Source organism: Streptomyces sp. NPDC057302 (genome assembly GCF_042667685.1).
In the GTDB taxonomy this organism is placed as follows: domain Bacteria; phylum Actinomycetota; class Actinomycetes; order Streptomycetales; family Streptomycetaceae; genus Streptomyces.
On the sequence record NZ_JBHUZJ010000011.1, the window covers coordinates 147846 to 162449 of the forward strand.

A 14604-nucleotide genomic window follows, 5' to 3' on the forward strand; every position below is an offset into this window, starting at 1 on the left:
GGGCGGGGGCGTCGTCCCGTGCCGGGTTGAGCTTCGGGCACGCCCCGCGGAGTACCGCCGCGGTTCCTGCAACTTCCGCGGTACCGCGGGAGTTTGACGTTCCGTCGCCCGCACCGGGGCTACGCTGCGGCGATGCGGATCCGCCCCCTCGTCGCCGACACGTCGATCGCGGTCGCCCTGACCACGGTCGCCGTACTCCTCGGCCAGGAGTCGGTGCGGCAGGGGTGGCCCGAACTCGACGCGCGGGGTTACGCGTTGGTGGCGCTCGCCAATGTGCCGATCGCCTTCCGCTCCAGGGCGCCGCTCGCGGTCCTGCTCCTGGTGCACCTGGTCTGGGCGGGGTACGTCACCCTCGGCTACTGGCCCGTCGTCAACACCTTCGCGCCCATGCTCGCCGTCTACACGGTCGCGGCCCTGCGGCCCCCGCGCGTCTCCGTCCCCTGCGCCGCGCTGATGAGCGCCGTCTGGATCTATGCGGGCCTGGTGAGCGAGGGCGCCGCGATGGCGTCCGTGGCCGGGCAGGCCATCGGGTTCCCCCTGGTGATCTGGCGGTTCGGGTACGTCGCCCGCCGGTCCGCCGAGCTGGCACGGCAGCTCAAGCGCGAGCAGGACGAGCGGGCGCGGCGCGAGGTCGCCGAGGAACGCGGGCGCATAGCGAGGGAGTTGCACGACGTCGTCGCGCACCACATGTCGGTGATCTCCGTGCAGGCGGGCCTCGCGAAGTTCGTCTTCACCTCGGACCCGGCCACCGCCCATGCCGCGCTCTCCACCATCTCCGGCACCAGCGGTGAGGCGCTGGAGGAGCTGCGCCGCATGCTGCGGGTGCTGCGGGCGCGGGAGGACGGCGACGGCGCCCCCGACGCCCCGATGCCCGGTCTCGCGCGGCTCGGCGAGATGGTCGAGCGGGTGCGGGCCGGGGGAGTGGCGGTCGAGCTGCGCGTCGAGGGCGCGCGGCGGCAGCTCGCACCGGGGGTCGAACTGTGCGCGTACCGAGTGGTGCAGGAGGCCCTGACCAACGTACTGAAGCATGCGCGAGGCTCGGCCGCGCTGGTCGAACTGCACTACCGGCAGCACCACTTGGCGGTCTCGGTCACCAATGACGGGGAGGGGGTGATTCCGGACAGAGTGGTCACGGGAAGCGGCCATGGGTTGATTGGTATGCGGGAGCGGGCCAAGCTCTACGGCGGGACGATCAGCATCGGCCCGCTGGGGGAGGGAGGGTTCGCCGTGCGCCTGACCCTGCCGACCTCCGCGCAGGCCGCATCGCAGGGGGACGGCGCGACTTAGATGACCAGGGTGCTCGTGGTCGACGACCAGTTCCTCATCCGGGCCGGTCTTGCGGGGCTGTTGCGTGCCGCGCCCGGTATCGAGGTCGTCGGTGAGGCGGGTGACGGCGCGGAAGCCGTCGCCCTCGCCGCGACGACCCGGCCCGACGTGATCCTGATGGACATCCGCATGCCCGGCATGAGCGGCATCGTGGCCACCGAGAAGATCCTCGCCGAGGCCCCCGACCCGCCGCCGCGCATCCTGGTGCTCACCACGTTCGACCTCGACGAGTACGTGTACGGGGCGCTGCGGGCCGGAGCGTCGGGATTCCTGCTCAAGGACTCCGGGCCCGAGCGCCTGCTCGCCGCGGTGGCCGCCGTCGGTGGCGGTGACGCGCTCTTCGCACCCAGCGTCACCTGCCGCCTGGTGGACGCCTTCGCCCGGCAGGCCGGGGCCGGAGCCGCGGCCGGTGACCGTGCCGAGCCGCCGCCCGATCTGCGGGCGCTGACCCTGCGCGAGGTCGAGGTCCTGAAGCTGATCGCCACGGGCCTGTCCAACGCGGACATCGCCGAGCGGCTCTACATCAGCGAGGCCACCGTCAAGACCCACCTCAACCGGACGATGACCAAACTCGACCTGGACAGCAGGGCGCAGGCCGTCGTGGTGGCGTACGAGACGGGCCTCGTCACGCCGGGCGGCCACGGCCGCTGATCCGGAGGCCGTGAGGCCGTGAGGCCGTGAGGCCGTGAAGACGTGAGGACGTGAAGACGGCGCCCGTCCTCTCCCCCGTGGGAGGACGAGCGCCGCCCGTTCTTGGGGAGCCGCTCCAACGGGATACAGCGTCATGCCCCCGCCAACTCCGTACAAGGGATGCCTTGCCCCTGTGGCATGGAGGTGACCATTCCGCAATGGTGTCCCCGCACCGCCGCGGCGGGCGTCCCGCGCGGAAGGAACCACTTCGGGTCGCCCAGCCGTCATCGGGGCAAACTGGGCCCATGCTGGGGGTGAAGCATGAGTGCTGCCTGGCAGCCGCTTCCCGAGACACTTCCGCCGGAAGTACGGCATTTCGTCGAACAGCTGCGGCTGCTCAAGGACCGCACCGGCCTGAGCCTGGTCGCGCTCGGCGAGGAGACGGCCTACAGCAAGTCCTCCTGGCAGCGTTACCTCAACGGCAGACAGCCACCGCCCCGGCAGGCGGTCGCGGCGCTGTGCCGGGTGGCGGGGGCGGACGGCGAACGGTACGGCGCGCACTGGGAGTTGGCGGTACGGGTGTGGCCCCGGGCCGGTGCGGGCAGTTCGGGCGGTACGGGCGGTTCGGGGCCCTCGGCGGTCGAGGCCGAGGAGGCCGTGCCCGCTGCCCGGCCGAGCGGGCCACGGCGGCCTTCGCGTGCGCGCCGCCCGGCGTGGTCATGGCGTTCCGCCGCCGGTGTCACCACGCTCCTCGTCCTCATGGTGCTGCTCGAAGGGGTGCTGCGCTACCTCCTGCGGTAGGGCCCCGCCACGACGTGGCGAGGCCCTGGCAGGGGGTGTGGGTGCGGTTGTGGATGGAGTCGCGGGTCAGCCGCGCCAGTTGTACGCCGCCTTCTTCCACTTTCCGTGGATCTTCACGTAGTACGTGCCGGAGAGGCGCTTGAAGCCGGCGTCGTGCTGGTAGCCGCTGTAGGTGACGTGACCGCCGCCGCCCGGACCGTTCAGGAAGTCGTCCGCGACGCCGAACGTCTCCTTGCCGACGATGCCGTCGACGTCCTCCACGTCCTCGCGCTGCTGCCACCACTTGGTGGCCGACTCGGTCCTGCGGCCGAAGTTGCCGTCGATGTCCCACTTCGTGAACGTGTGCCGCTTGCCGGCGCTGTCCTTCCACTTGGCGCCGTCGGCGTACAGGACGGTCTGCCAGAGGCGCGTGGCGTTGCTGTTCGCGTGGCTGTGGCGGGACAGAGTGCCCTCGTCGCCCCAGTCGTTGTACGCGGCGCCCTTGCCGTCGACGACGTGTGGCCCGCCGGCCTGCGCGAACGACGCGGTGCCGCCGAGCGCGATCGCCGCCCCCGCCGTCACGGCGACCGCCGAGCCGAGCAGCCGCTTCGACCTGCCCTTGCTGATACGCATGTGATCCCCCTAGGTGGTGCGTTGACGTCTCCGATGCTTCCTGCCTGCGGCGTTTCACAAAAGGGTCAACCCGTGCAATCGGGACGCTTTGGGACGTCCCAGGTCGCTACCAGGGGTTCCGCATCGTGGAGCGGGACGGCGGTGGGACACTGGACGCCGGGCCGCAGGGAGTGCGACGGTGCACGCCAGTGGCCCGGATGCTCCCGTACGCCCCCCGTCCGGGAACTGACATCCTGACTTTCGGCATCCCTCTGGGTAGTCCATGGTCGGGAGCAGCGGGGGCTGCCCCATGGGCAGAGCGGGGGAGACCACGCGCGGGGGCAAGTTGGCACGTACGGGGGGAATAGGGGGAGTAATGCCTCGTTGGAAGGCGCTACCGGATGAGCTCGACCCGCAGGTCAGGGAGTTCGCCAGTCAGCTGCGCAGGCTCGTCGACCGCAGTGGTCTGAGCATTGCCGCGGTGTCGGACCGCACCGGGTACAGCAAGACGTCGTGGGAGCGCTATCTGAACGGGCGGCTCCTCGCTCCGAAGGGTGCGATCGTCGCGCTCGCCGAGGTGACGGGCACCAACCCGGTGCACCTCATCACCATGTGGGAGCTCGCCGAGCGCGCGTGGAGCCGCTCCGAGATGCGGCACGACATGACCATGCAGGCGATCCGGATCTCCCAGGCGCGGGCCGCGCTCGGCGAGACGGGTCCCAACCCGCCCAAGAGCAAGGGCGGCGGCACGGCACGCAACGGCGCCGCGGGCGCGGGCGCGGGCGCGAGTGCGGGCGCCGGCGTCGATTCCGCCGACCGCCCCGATCGGCCCGGCCACGCCGCCCGACCGGGCGGCAGCGTCACCGGGGTCGCGGGACCCGCGGGTGTCTCGCCCACGGCGCCGCCGCAGCAGCCGTCGTACTCAAGCGCGAGTGCAAGTGCCGGTGCACGCGCCGGTGGAGGCGCCGGTGGAGGCGCGGGCGGAGGCGTGGGCGACCCGGGAGTCGTCCTGGGCCCGCCCGGTGCCTACGAGCCGGGCCAGGGCGGGGACTCGCCCGACCGGCAGCGGCGGCGCAGGAAGCTGACGATGTTCCTCGCGGGCGTCGTCGGCGCGCTCGTCGTCATAGCCGTCGCCGTCTTCCTGACGGACTTCGGCAAGGGCGACAAGGGCGACGAGAGCGCCAAGCCGTCGGCGTCGCCGAGCACCAGCGACAAGGATCTGCCCGCGGGCGTCGAGTGCAGCGGCAAGAGCTGCACCGGCAAGGACCCGGAGACCATGGGCTGCGGCGGCGAGTTGGCGGGTACGACGACGCGCGCGACGGTGGGCAAGGCCCTGATCGAGGTCCGTTACAGCAAGACGTGCGGGGCGGCCTGGGCGCGCATCACGCAGGCGGCGCCGGGCGACAAGGTCACGATCTCCGGTACCGGAGGCGCCGAACAGAACGGCACGGTGAACGCGGACTTCGACGCGTACACACCGATGGTGGCCGTCAAGGACGGTGCGTCGGCCAAGGCGTGCGCGACCCTCAAAGCCGGACAGACCGGCTGCACCAAGTAAGTACAGCCGGTCCGCGCGCCGGGGGTGGCCACCGGGAGGTGGCGGCCACCACAGGGGGGGAGCGTGGCGGCCGCCTGGGGGTGTGACCACTCCCGTGGGGGTACTGGTTCGTGTGCCCGGGGTCGCGTGAGCCATGCCTGTCGATTTCGGAGAAATTTTTCGGAGGGCCGGACACGGGCCGCGAACCGCCGCCGACCAGCGCGGACGGATCTTTGTGGGGTGGGCCACACCCTCCCGGGGCTCGGGGGTGGGCGGGGCGCGATAGCCTGACGGCGGATCTCTCTTGATGCCAAGAGATCGATCATCGAGAGGCGATCGACGAGGGCGTCGGCAGGGGATCCAGCACAAGGGGCAGGGACCCCCACCGCCAGCTGTCTTACGGAGATCGCCATGACCCGCACTCCCGTGAATGTCACCGTCACCGGCGCGGCCGGCCAGATCGGCTACGCGCTGCTCTTCCGCATCGCCTCCGGCCACCTGCTCGGCGCGGACGTGCCGGTCAATCTGCGACTGCTCGAGATCACGCCGGCCCTGAAGGCCGCCGAGGGCACCGCCATGGAGCTCGACGACTGTGCCTTCCCGCTGCTGAACTCGATCGAGATCAGCGACGACCCGAACGTCGCCTTCTCCGGCGCCAACGTCGCCCTCCTCGTCGGCGCCCGCCCCCGCACCAAGGGCATGGAGCGCGGCGACCTGCTCTCCGCCAACGGCGGCATCTTCAAGCCGCAGGGCAAGGCGATCAACGACAACGCCGCGGACGACATCAAGGTCCTCGTCGTGGGCAACCCGGCCAACACCAACGCGCTCATCGCGCAGGCCGCCGCCCCGGACGTACCGGCCGAGCGCTTCACCGCGATGACCCGCCTGGACCACAACCGCGCGCTCTCGCAGCTGTCGAAGAAGACCGGCGCCCCGGTCTCCGACATCAAGCGCCTGACCATCTGGGGCAACCACTCGGCCACCCAGTACCCCGACATCTTCCACGCGGAGATCGCCGGCAAGAACGCGGCGGACGTCGTGAGCGACCAGTCCTGGCTCGCCGACGACTTCATCCCGACCGTCGCCAAGCGCGGCGCCGCGATCATCGAGGCCCGTGGCGCGTCCTCGGCCGCCTCCGCCGCCAACGCCGCCATCGACCACGTCCACACGTGGGTGAACGGCACGGCCGCCGGTGACTGGACCTCCATGGGTATCCCCTCGGACGGTTCGTACGGCGTTCCGGAGGGCCTCATCTCGTCCTTCCCCGTCACCACCAAGGACGGCAAGTACGAGATCGTCCAGGGCCTGGAGATCAACGACTTCTCCCGCACGCGCATCGACGCGTCGGTGCAGGAGCTCACCGAGGAGCGCGAGGCGGTTCGCGGCCTCGGCCTCATCTAGGACCCGCTCACGTACGACCGCGGTCGTACGCGCGTACCTTCACCTCGCCCCCGGCGGCCGTTCGTTCGGCAGCCGGGGGCGAGGTGCGTCCGGCCCGGTGGCCGATGGTCACGAACACCGCGGCGGCCACCACCACGAGACCCACGGTCCGCAGCGCCGCCTCCATCCCGGAGGCGAACCCCGGGTGCGAGGCCATGACCGTCCCCGTGACGGCCACGCCGAGCGCCGCGCCGATCTCGCGGGCCGACGTGCCGAGCCCCGAGCCGAGCCCCGCCTGGTGCGGCGGCAGCGAGGAGACGACGCCCAGGGTGAGCGCGGGCATGCACATTCCCGCGCCCGCGGAGATGACGAGCAGCCAGCACGCGTACGCCGCGTAGGGCGTGCCCGCGTCCGCCGTGGACGCGCCGAGCAGACCGAGCCCGATCAGGAGCAGTCCGCCGCCCACCAGCGGACGTGGCCGCTTCGAATGGCGGGCGGCGATCCTGGGGATCAGCACCATGCCGACGGTGAGCGGCAGGATGGCCAGGCCCGCGCGGGCGGCGCCGTACCCCTTCACGTACTGCAGGTACTGCGAGTTGACGTAGAAGAGCGCGAAGAGGCCGAAGAAGGACGCCGCCGTGCCGAGGGACGCGGCCCGCAGCCGCCGGGACCTGAAGACGCGCGGGTCGAAGAGCGGCGAGCGCGAGCGCAGGGCGTGCGCCACGAACGCGCCGATGAGCGCGGCGCCCAGGGCGAAGGCAAAGAGGATGCGCGGCGAAGTCCAGCCGTACATCGGGCTCTCGATGATGCCGAAGAGCACCGCGAAGAGACCACCGGTCAGGAGGACCGCGCCGAGCGGATCGATGGCGGCGTCGGCCGACGTCTCCGTACGCGGAGCCGTGCGCGCCACGGCCAGAGCGAGCAGTGCGGCGAGCGGCACCATCAGCCAGAAGAGCGCGCGCCAGGGCAGGTACTGGCCGATCAGACCGCCGAAGGCGTTGCCCGCGAAGCCGCCCAGCCCGGCGGCGAGCGCCCAGGAGGCGATGGCCCGCGGACGCTGCTCCGGCGAGCTGGCACGCACCAGGATCGACATGGTCGCGGGCATGATCAGCGCGGCGCCCGCGCCGGAGACACCGCGTCCGGCGATCAGCTGGACGGGCCCGGCGGCGAGCGCGCTGACCAGGGCGCCCAGCGCGAAGAGACCGAGCCCGCAGAGCAGTGCGCCCTTGCGGCCGTACCGGTCGCCGATGGCGCCCGCGGGGATGAGCAGCCCCGCGAAGACGATGACGTAGGCGTCGACCGTCCACAGCAGCTGGCTCCCCGAGGGGTGGACGGAGGACGAACTCAGCTGCGGGATGAGGAGGTTGATGGCGGCGACCATGCTCTGCGCGACGACCACACAGGCGCAGAGGGTGAGCTCCGCCGGGCGCTTGAGCTGATTTCGGGCAGGCGAGGGCACGGCTCCTCCAAGGAGCTTCGGGACGTGGCGTGGGATCTGCTGCCACCGTAGGCTCGCTGCTCACTTGATCTCCAGTGCAACCTTTGCAAGGGATGTATGCGTGTGACGCAATCCGAAAAGCCGCAATCCGAAAAGCCGCAATCCGAAAAGCCGCGATCCGAACAGCCGCGACCCGATCAGCCGCGATCCGAAGTGGTGCGATCCGACGTGGCGCGATCCGAGCCGGGTCGGGGCCTCGACCTCAATCTCCTGCTCGCCCTCGACGTGCTCCTCGACGAGGAGAGCGTGTCCGGGGCCGCCCGCCGCATGCACCTCTCCGAGCCCGCGATGAGCCGCGCCCTGGGCCGCATCCGCAAGGCCCTGGGCGACCCCGTCCTCGTACGGGCGGGCCGGCGGATGGTGCCCACCCCGCACGCGCTCGCCGTCCGGGCCGAGGTGAGCGCCGTGGTGGAGCGGGCGCGGGCCCTGTTCGCGGGGCCGGGCGCGACCGATCTGCGCACCGTGTCCCGCACCCTGACGGTCCTTGGGCACGACGCCATCGCCGCCGCGTACGGCCCCGCGCTGTTCGCCCGCGCCGCCGCCGAGGCGCCCGGCGTACGCATCCGCTTCCTCGGCGAGAGCCATGTGGACGCGCCTTTGCTGCGGGAGGGCACGGCCGACCTGGAGCTCGGCGTGATCGACACGGTCGCGCCCGAGGTGCGGGTGGAGCGGCTGCGCGACGACCGGATGCTGGGGGTCGCGCGCCCCGGACACCCGCTGCTCCAGGGCGAGTTGACGCCGGAGCGGTTCGCCGCCGCCGACCACATCACGGTCTCCAGGAAGGGCAGGCTGAAGGGGCCGCTGGACACCGCGTTCGCCGAACTGGGGCTCGCACGGCGGGTGGTGGGCAGCGTCGGGACGTTCCCCTCGTCGTTCTTCCTGCTGCTGCGCACCGACCTGGTGGGCCTCGCCGTCTCCTGGGCCCGGCCGCTGACCGACACCCTCGGCCTGGTCACCTTCGACATCCCCCTCGACCTGCCGGAGCTCGAACTCGGCATGGCCTGGCACCCCCGGCACGACGCGGACCCGGCGCACGCGTGGCTGCGGGGGTGCGTGCGGGACCTCCTGTGTGAAAGCGGCCCTGCCCGCGCGTGAACGTCGGTAAGTGGCGTGAATTCACTTATTCGAGGGGCATAATCACCTTTCTGTGGCCACTGCACACACGCTCCGTTACCCTCCAATTCCGCTTCACCCCAACGGAGTTGGCCATGGCAGGTAACACCGAGGCCACCAGACTGCTGTGTGCCGGCGTCCACCTGGACGCGGTCTTCCGCAGGAGGGTCGTCTCAGAGCTCGTCGGGCACGCGGAGCGCCCCGTGGCGCCGCCGCTCGGTGCCGACGTACTCCCCGTGCTCGCGCACGCGCTGCGCGCCCGGCGCGAGGAACTGATCACCGCACTGCTGCTCGCGGCCGTGTGGATCGGGTTCCTCGTCACCGACGCGGTGATGATCTGGGACACCCTGGAAGACGCAAGTGACGGTGATGCGGGCCTCTCCGGCACCGATTTCGTGCTGCTCGCCTTCGACCCGGACGACCTCGTCGACTCGGGCCCCGACGGCACGTTCGGCGCGTTCGTGCCCGGCGGCTGGGCGTTCGGGTACGCGGCGGTGGTCCTGCTGCTGTGGCTGGCGCGGGTCGTCTCCGGGCGGGGCACGGACGCCGCGATACTGCGGCGGACGCAGCTCCCGGCGCCGCTGGTCTGGCTGTGGCGCAGGGTCGGCTGGCTGGTGACCGCCTTCGTGTGGTTCTGCGCCGCCTCGTACGGGTACTCCGCGCTCGCCGTCATCAAGGACACCCCGTACCCCGTGATCTTCCCGCTGCTCGTCGCGGCCGTGGTGTGGCGCCACCAGTTCCTGCGCAAGCGGATCCTGCGCACCCAGCTCTCCCGGCAGACCTTCGCCGAGACCGAACAGCCGCGCATCCCGCGGCGGTTCTCGCGCATCGCCGACTGCATCCACCGCGAGCAGAACGCGCAGGTCACCCTGTACGACGCGAACCGCCCCTTTGTGGGCGCGGGAAAGCCCCGCAAGCCCTGGTCGGTCGTGCTCGAACTGCGGCGCGCCGAGAAGGACACGGAAGGCGGGGTGCCGGACCAGCGCGCGTACGCACCGCTCGCCGCGCGCGAGGTCATCAAGATGATCGAGCCCCGTCTGAAGGACCTGCGCAGGTCCGCCGCGGCCACCAGCGTGGACCGCCTCCGGGACCTGGAGATAGAGGAGTTCGTCTACCTCCCCGCGGGCGCGGGCCGCGACGAGCAGCTCTACACCGGACAGGGGTACGAGACGGCGGGGCTCTACGACGCCGGGCAGGCCGCCCGGCACATCGACCGGGCGGCGGGCGAGGGCGGCGAGGCGCGGCGCCACTTCCTGCGGATCCGGGTCGGCGCCTGGAACGAACAGGTCGTCGTCTCGCTCCTGGTCAGGGTGCACACCCAGGGCGGCATGCTGGTCCTCGAAGTGGTGCCGCACGTGCTCGGGCCGATCGTCCCCGAGTTCCGCGAGGTCGACGCGATCGTGGCCAGTGAGCCGGAGGGCCCGGTCCACGACGCCCTGCGCGCCTGCGTCGACGGTCCCGCGGTCGGCGTGGCGATCGGCATCGCCGCCGTGCGCGCACTGCCCTCCCTCGTCCCCTCGTTCCGGCTCTGGCTGGCCCAGCCCGAAGCCACGCCTCCCGCGCCTCCCGCCTCGCCGGCCTCACCCGCCCGGCTCGTCGCGCGGGCCGTGCGCGCCCTGCGGACCCTGTGCTCCTGGCTGGAGATCGGCCGCCCCGTGCAGGCGCCGCCGGACGCCCCGCTGGTCTCGCTGCGCCAGCTGGCCAGCACGGACGAACTCTCGCTCTTCCAGGAGATGGACGTCGCCCGCTACGTGCGCACCCTCCAGGACCGCATCGGCGAGGGCGTACGCGACGCGCTGCGGGCCGGTGGCTTCCGCACCGACCGCCTCGAACAGAACATCACGCAGATCAACAACAGCGGGGTCTACATCACGGAGATGTCCGGCGGCGCCATCGCCACCGGCTCCCACGGCCAGGCCACGCACACCACCGAGAGGAGCACGGCATGAGCGGCGACGGGGAATCCGGCGGCGGTGCGCACGTCCAGATCGGTTCGATCACCGGCGGCTCGCAGGCCTTCGGTTCGCACGGCAAGGCCGAGTCCACCAACCACACGGTGGTGGTGTCCGACCCGAAGCAGCAGCACCTGCTCACCCAGGTGCGTGCCCTGCGCGGCGAGCTGGGCCGGGCCGCCGAGCGCACGGCGCAGGACGACGCGCTCGATGCCGAACTGGGCGAGGTGGAGCGGGAGATCGGGCGCGCGGGCCAGGGCGACAGGGGACTGCTCGACAGGCTCCGGACCCGCCTGGAGCAGTACGGCGCCGCCGCCGCGACCGCCGCGTCCGTGACGGCCGTCCTCCAGGCGATCGCCCAGATCACGGGCTGAGGGACGAGCGGTGCGCATCTTCGACGCCGACCGCCAGGAGTGGGTCGGCCACGAGCAGGAACGGCGGATCGCCGAACTCCACGACCGGGACGCGGTGCGCCAGGGCAAGGCGCTGCGCGGCGCCGTGACGCTCCTCGCGGTGTGCGGCCTCGCCTTCGGCACCTGGGCGCTCGGCTGGAAGGACGAGCCGGGGCCCAAGGGGTACCTGACGGTCATGAAGCAGCCCGCCCGCGGCGGGGACAAGAACACGGAGGGGGACACGGCGGCGCCGTCCCCCTCGGGTGTGCCGCCCGCGCCGTACGAGGAGGTGTCCGACGGGGAGGGCTACCGGCTCGCGGTGCCGCGGGGCTGGGTCCGCCAGCTGGTCGAACCCCCCGAGGGCTTCAACGTCGTCAACTACCGCAGCCCGGAGGGGGACCGGCGGCTCCAGGTCTACCGCGTCGGCGAGTCGTCCCCGTACGCGTCGCTGCGTATGTGGCTGGACGAGACGTCGAAGCCCGCGGGCTTCGACCAGCTCGCACCGCTGAAGCGCGCGGACGACGACGAGGGCCGCCCGACGGCCCGTCTCGACTACGTGGCCGACGCGTTCAAGGGCGAGCCGGACACCGGCACCTGGCACGTCATCGACCACCGCTTCGAGTCGGTGGACGGCAACCTGTACGCCCTCGCGGTGTACGGATCCGACGAGGACGGCAGGGACGACGAGGAGGCGTTCATGTCGACGGCCCTGGAGTGGTTCTGCCCGCCGGACGAGATCTGCCCCGCGCCGAACCCCAGTTGATTCCTGCTGCCGTCGAACTCCACTTCAGGTGATCTCTGTTGCGCACCTGCTCGCCGATGTAGTACTTCTTATACATGAGCGAGCACGTGCACAACAGGTTGGCGATGGTGCGCGCGGAGCGGAAGGTGTCGCGCCAGAGCCTGGCCGAGGCGGTGGGGGTCCACTACCAGACCATCGGCTACATCGAGCGCGGGCAGTACAACCCGAGCCTCGACCTGGCGCTGAAGATCGCGGTGTTCTTCGGGCTGCCGGTGGAGGCGCTGTTCTCCCTGGAGCCGTTCCGCCCGCTCACGGACGAGGTCTACGGGAGGAGCCAGGGATGACGGACCAGCAGACGCGGGAGAAGTCGGCGCAGCGGATGACCGGGTACGACCGGCGGATGGTCGCGCTCATGAACCGGCGCGAGGGAGCCCCGATGTACGCCACCGCCGTGCGCAGGCGGATCGCGGTCGGCGCCCACATCGCGCTGACCGTGGCGAGCGTCGTGGCCTGGCTGCTCACGGTCGTGGGCGACCAGCGCTGGGCGATGTGGACGATGCTGGCGCTCCTCCTTCCGTGGTGCGTCGCCACCGGCGTCATCAACGGCGCCACGCGCGGCCTCCTCGAACTGCGCGAACGCGCGCTCGACGAGCGCCAGCGCGCGGAGCGGGTCCGGGTCGCGGCGCGTGCCCGCCAGATGATGCAGTGGCTGCTCCTCGCGGCGGCGGTCGGCGCGGGGTTCGCCGCGTACCAGGGGTGGGAGGCCGAAGGGCTGCTCTTCCCGGTGCTCTTCACCGCTTTCGTGGTGCACTGGCTGCTGCCGCTCTGGGTGGCGGGTCTCGCCGCGCGGGACGAGCCCGCGGACCTGGAGTCCGACGAGCGGGGCGAGTTCGACGGCGTCGACGGGTAGGGCACCGAAACACCGCACAAGCCCTGGAGCGGCCAAACTTGTCTTTCTGTGTACGTTTCGCCCCGAGTGCCTGCACGCGCAGTGACACAGCGCACTTTCAGTTATGTAATGCGCATGGTTTCTTCACGCTGGGGCATGTGCCCCCGGCTACCGCGAGTGACAGGCGGGGCGAATGACAGGAACGGAAGGCAAACGGGACGTGTCCGCACAACAGACCATCCATGTGGGCGGGGAGTGGCGCAGCGCCCTCTCCGGCGCCACGCGCGAGATCCTCGACCCGGCTGATGCCAAGCCGTTCGCAACGATCGCCGAAGGCGGCACCGAGGACACCGACGCGGCCATCGCCGCCGCACGTGAGGCGTTCGACCACGGACCGTGGCCGGCCACGCCCGTCGCCGAACGTGCCGCGCTGCTGCGCCGCGTGGCCGACCTCCTCGTACGCGACCGGGAGAAGATCGGTCTCCTGGAGAGCCGCGACGCCGGCAAGACCGTCGAAGAGGGCCGTGTCGACGTCGACTGCGTCGCCGACGCCTTCCGCTACTTCGCCGACCTGGTGATCGGCGAGGGCGCGGGCCGTGTCGTCGACGCAGGATCCGAGGACATCCACAGCGTCGTCGTGCACGAGCCGGTCGGCGTCTGCACGATGATCACGCCGTGGAACTACCCGCTCCTCCAGGCCAGCTGGAAGGTCGCCCCCGCGCTCGCCGCGGGCAACACCTTCGTCATCAAGCCGAGTGAGGTCACTCCGCTGACGACGGTCGCGCTGATCGAGCTGCTCGTCGAGGCGGGCCTGCCGGCCGGTGTCGCGAACATCGTGACCGGCCCGGGCCAGACCGTCGGCGCGCGCCTGTCCGACCACCCCGACGTCGACCTGGTCTCCTTCACCGGCGGCCTCGTCTCCGGCACCAAGGTCGCCCAGGCCGCGGCCCTCGGCGTCAAGAAGGTCGCGCTCGAACTCGGCGGCAAGAACCCGAACGTCGTCTTCGCCGACGCCTGCGCCACCGAAGAGGGCTTCGACACCGCCGTCGACCAGGCGCTGAACGCGGCCTTCATCCACAGCGGGCAGGTCTGCTCCGCCGGTGGCCGCCTCATCATCGAGGAGTCGGTGCGCGAGCGCTTCGTCGCCGAACTGGCCCGTCGCGCGAGCCGCATCAGGCTCGGCCGCGGCACCGAGGACGGCGTCGAGTGCGGCCCGCTCGTCTCGCAGCAGCAGCGCGAGAAGACCGAGGCGTACGTGGCGTCCGCGCTGGAAGAAGGCGCGGTCCTGCGCACCGGCGGCAAGCGCCCCGAGCCCAGCGAGGCCCGCCCCGCGACCGGTTACTTCTACGAGCCGACCGTGCTCGACCAGTGCCACCGCGAGATGCGCGTCGTCCGCGAAGAGGTCTTCGGCCCGGTCCTGACCGTCGAGACCTTCCGCACCGAGGACGAAGCGGTCGCGCTCGCCAACGACACCGAGTACGGTCTCGCGGGCGCCGTCTGGACCAACGACGCGGGCCTGGGCCGCCGCATGGCACGCCGCCTGCGCCACGGCACGGTCTGGATCAACGACTTCCACCCCTACCTGCCGCAGGCGGAGTGGGGCGGCTTCGGCAAGAGCGGCGTCGGGCGCGAGCTCGGACCCGCCGGGCTCGCCGAGTACCGCGAGTCCAAGCACATCTACCAGAACCTCGCACCGCAGCCGGTCCGCTGGTTCGCGGGCTGAGGCCAGACCCGTAGAGGCGTGCGCGGGGGC

The 14604-nt window shown here is 71.7% G+C and carries 14 protein-coding genes; 12 read left to right on the plus strand and 2 right to left on the minus strand.

Annotation, left to right across the window (positions count from 1 at the left end):
• Nucleotides 1–132 precede the first annotated feature (132 nt).
• From ACFUPX_RS11560 to ACFUPX_RS11570, 3 genes are all read left to right on the plus strand, one after another.
• Nucleotides 133–1287 carry a sensor histidine kinase gene (locus ACFUPX_RS11560; RefSeq protein WP_383319748.1) on the plus strand — a complete coding sequence of 385 codons (1155 nt, stop codon included), beginning with the start codon at nt 133–135 and terminating at the stop codon, nt 1285–1287.
• Nucleotides 1288–1977: a response regulator gene (locus tag ACFUPX_RS11565; RefSeq protein WP_383319750.1), complete on the plus strand. Its 690-nt coding sequence runs from the start codon at nt 1288–1290 to the stop codon at nt 1975–1977.
• 300 nt (nt 1978–2277) lie between these two features.
• Complete coding sequence (locus tag ACFUPX_RS11570) at nt 2278–2757, plus strand: helix-turn-helix domain-containing protein (RefSeq protein WP_383319752.1); 480 nt, start codon at nt 2278–2280, stop codon at nt 2755–2757.
• 66 nt (nt 2758–2823) lie between these two features.
• On the opposite strand, the gene ACFUPX_RS11575 is transcribed toward ACFUPX_RS11570, so the two are convergent.
• A complete protein-coding gene (locus tag ACFUPX_RS11575) occupies nt 2824–3369 on the minus strand; it encodes a peptidoglycan-binding protein (protein ID WP_383319754.1) in 546 nt (181 codons plus the stop codon).
• Nucleotides 3370–3724: 355 nt separating this feature from the next.
• Between ACFUPX_RS11575 and ACFUPX_RS11580 the strand changes: the two genes are divergently transcribed.
• Together ACFUPX_RS11580 and ACFUPX_RS11585 are read left to right on the plus strand one after the other, a co-directional pair.
• Nucleotides 3725–4906 (plus strand): XRE family transcriptional regulator, encoded by a 1182-nt coding sequence (locus ACFUPX_RS11580; protein ID WP_383319756.1) that lies wholly within the window; start codon nt 3725–3727, stop codon nt 4904–4906.
• Nucleotides 4907–5296: 390 nt separating this feature from the next.
• Nucleotides 5297–6286: a malate dehydrogenase gene (locus ACFUPX_RS11585; protein WP_383319758.1), complete on the plus strand. Its 990-nt coding sequence runs from the start codon at nt 5297–5299 to the stop codon at nt 6284–6286.
• 7 nt (nt 6287–6293) lie between these two features.
• On the opposite strand, the gene ACFUPX_RS11590 is transcribed toward ACFUPX_RS11585, so the two are convergent.
• Nucleotides 6294–7724, minus strand: a complete 1431-nt coding sequence (locus ACFUPX_RS11590; protein WP_383319760.1) for an MFS transporter — start codon at nt 7722–7724, stop codon at nt 6294–6296.
• Nucleotides 7725–7931: 207 nt separating this feature from the next.
• Here ACFUPX_RS11590 and ACFUPX_RS11595 point away from each other — a divergent pair, with 207 nt between their 5' ends.
• The 7 genes from ACFUPX_RS11595 (at nt 7932) to ACFUPX_RS11625 (ending at nt 14574) form a co-directional block, all read left to right on the plus strand.
• Nucleotides 7932–8858, plus strand: a complete 927-nt coding sequence (locus ACFUPX_RS11595) for a LysR family transcriptional regulator (RefSeq protein WP_383319762.1) — start codon at nt 7932–7934, stop codon at nt 8856–8858.
• Nucleotides 8859–8971: 113 nt separating this feature from the next.
• The gene (locus ACFUPX_RS11600; protein WP_383319764.1) at nt 8972–10825 is read left to right on the plus strand and encodes a hypothetical protein; all 1854 of its coding nucleotides are present in this window, start codon (nt 8972–8974) and stop codon (nt 10823–10825) included.
• The gene (locus ACFUPX_RS11605) at nt 10822–11202 is read left to right on the plus strand and encodes a hypothetical protein (RefSeq protein ID WP_383319766.1); all 381 of its coding nucleotides are present in this window, start codon (nt 10822–10824) and stop codon (nt 11200–11202) included. The genes ACFUPX_RS11600 and ACFUPX_RS11605 overlap by 4 nt, the downstream gene beginning before the upstream one ends.
• Before the next feature lie 10 nt (nt 11203–11212).
• Nucleotides 11213–11983 carry a hypothetical protein gene (locus tag ACFUPX_RS11610; protein WP_383319768.1) on the plus strand — a complete coding sequence of 257 codons (771 nt, stop codon included), beginning with the start codon at nt 11213–11215 and terminating at the stop codon, nt 11981–11983.
• 74 nt (nt 11984–12057) lie between these two features.
• The gene (locus tag ACFUPX_RS11615) at nt 12058–12306 is read left to right on the plus strand and encodes a helix-turn-helix transcriptional regulator (protein ID WP_383319770.1); all 249 of its coding nucleotides are present in this window, start codon (nt 12058–12060) and stop codon (nt 12304–12306) included.
• Nucleotides 12303–12872 carry a hypothetical protein gene (locus ACFUPX_RS11620; protein ID WP_383319772.1) on the plus strand — a complete coding sequence of 190 codons (570 nt, stop codon included), beginning with the start codon at nt 12303–12305 and terminating at the stop codon, nt 12870–12872. Before ACFUPX_RS11615 ends, ACFUPX_RS11620 begins: the two co-directional genes overlap by 4 nt.
• Nucleotides 12873–13044: 172 nt before the next feature.
• Entirely contained in the window at nt 13045–14574 is a 1530-nt protein-coding gene (locus ACFUPX_RS11625) for an aldehyde dehydrogenase family protein (RefSeq protein ID WP_383319774.1), read from the plus strand.
• The last annotated feature ends 30 nt before the right edge of the window (nt 14575–14604 follow it).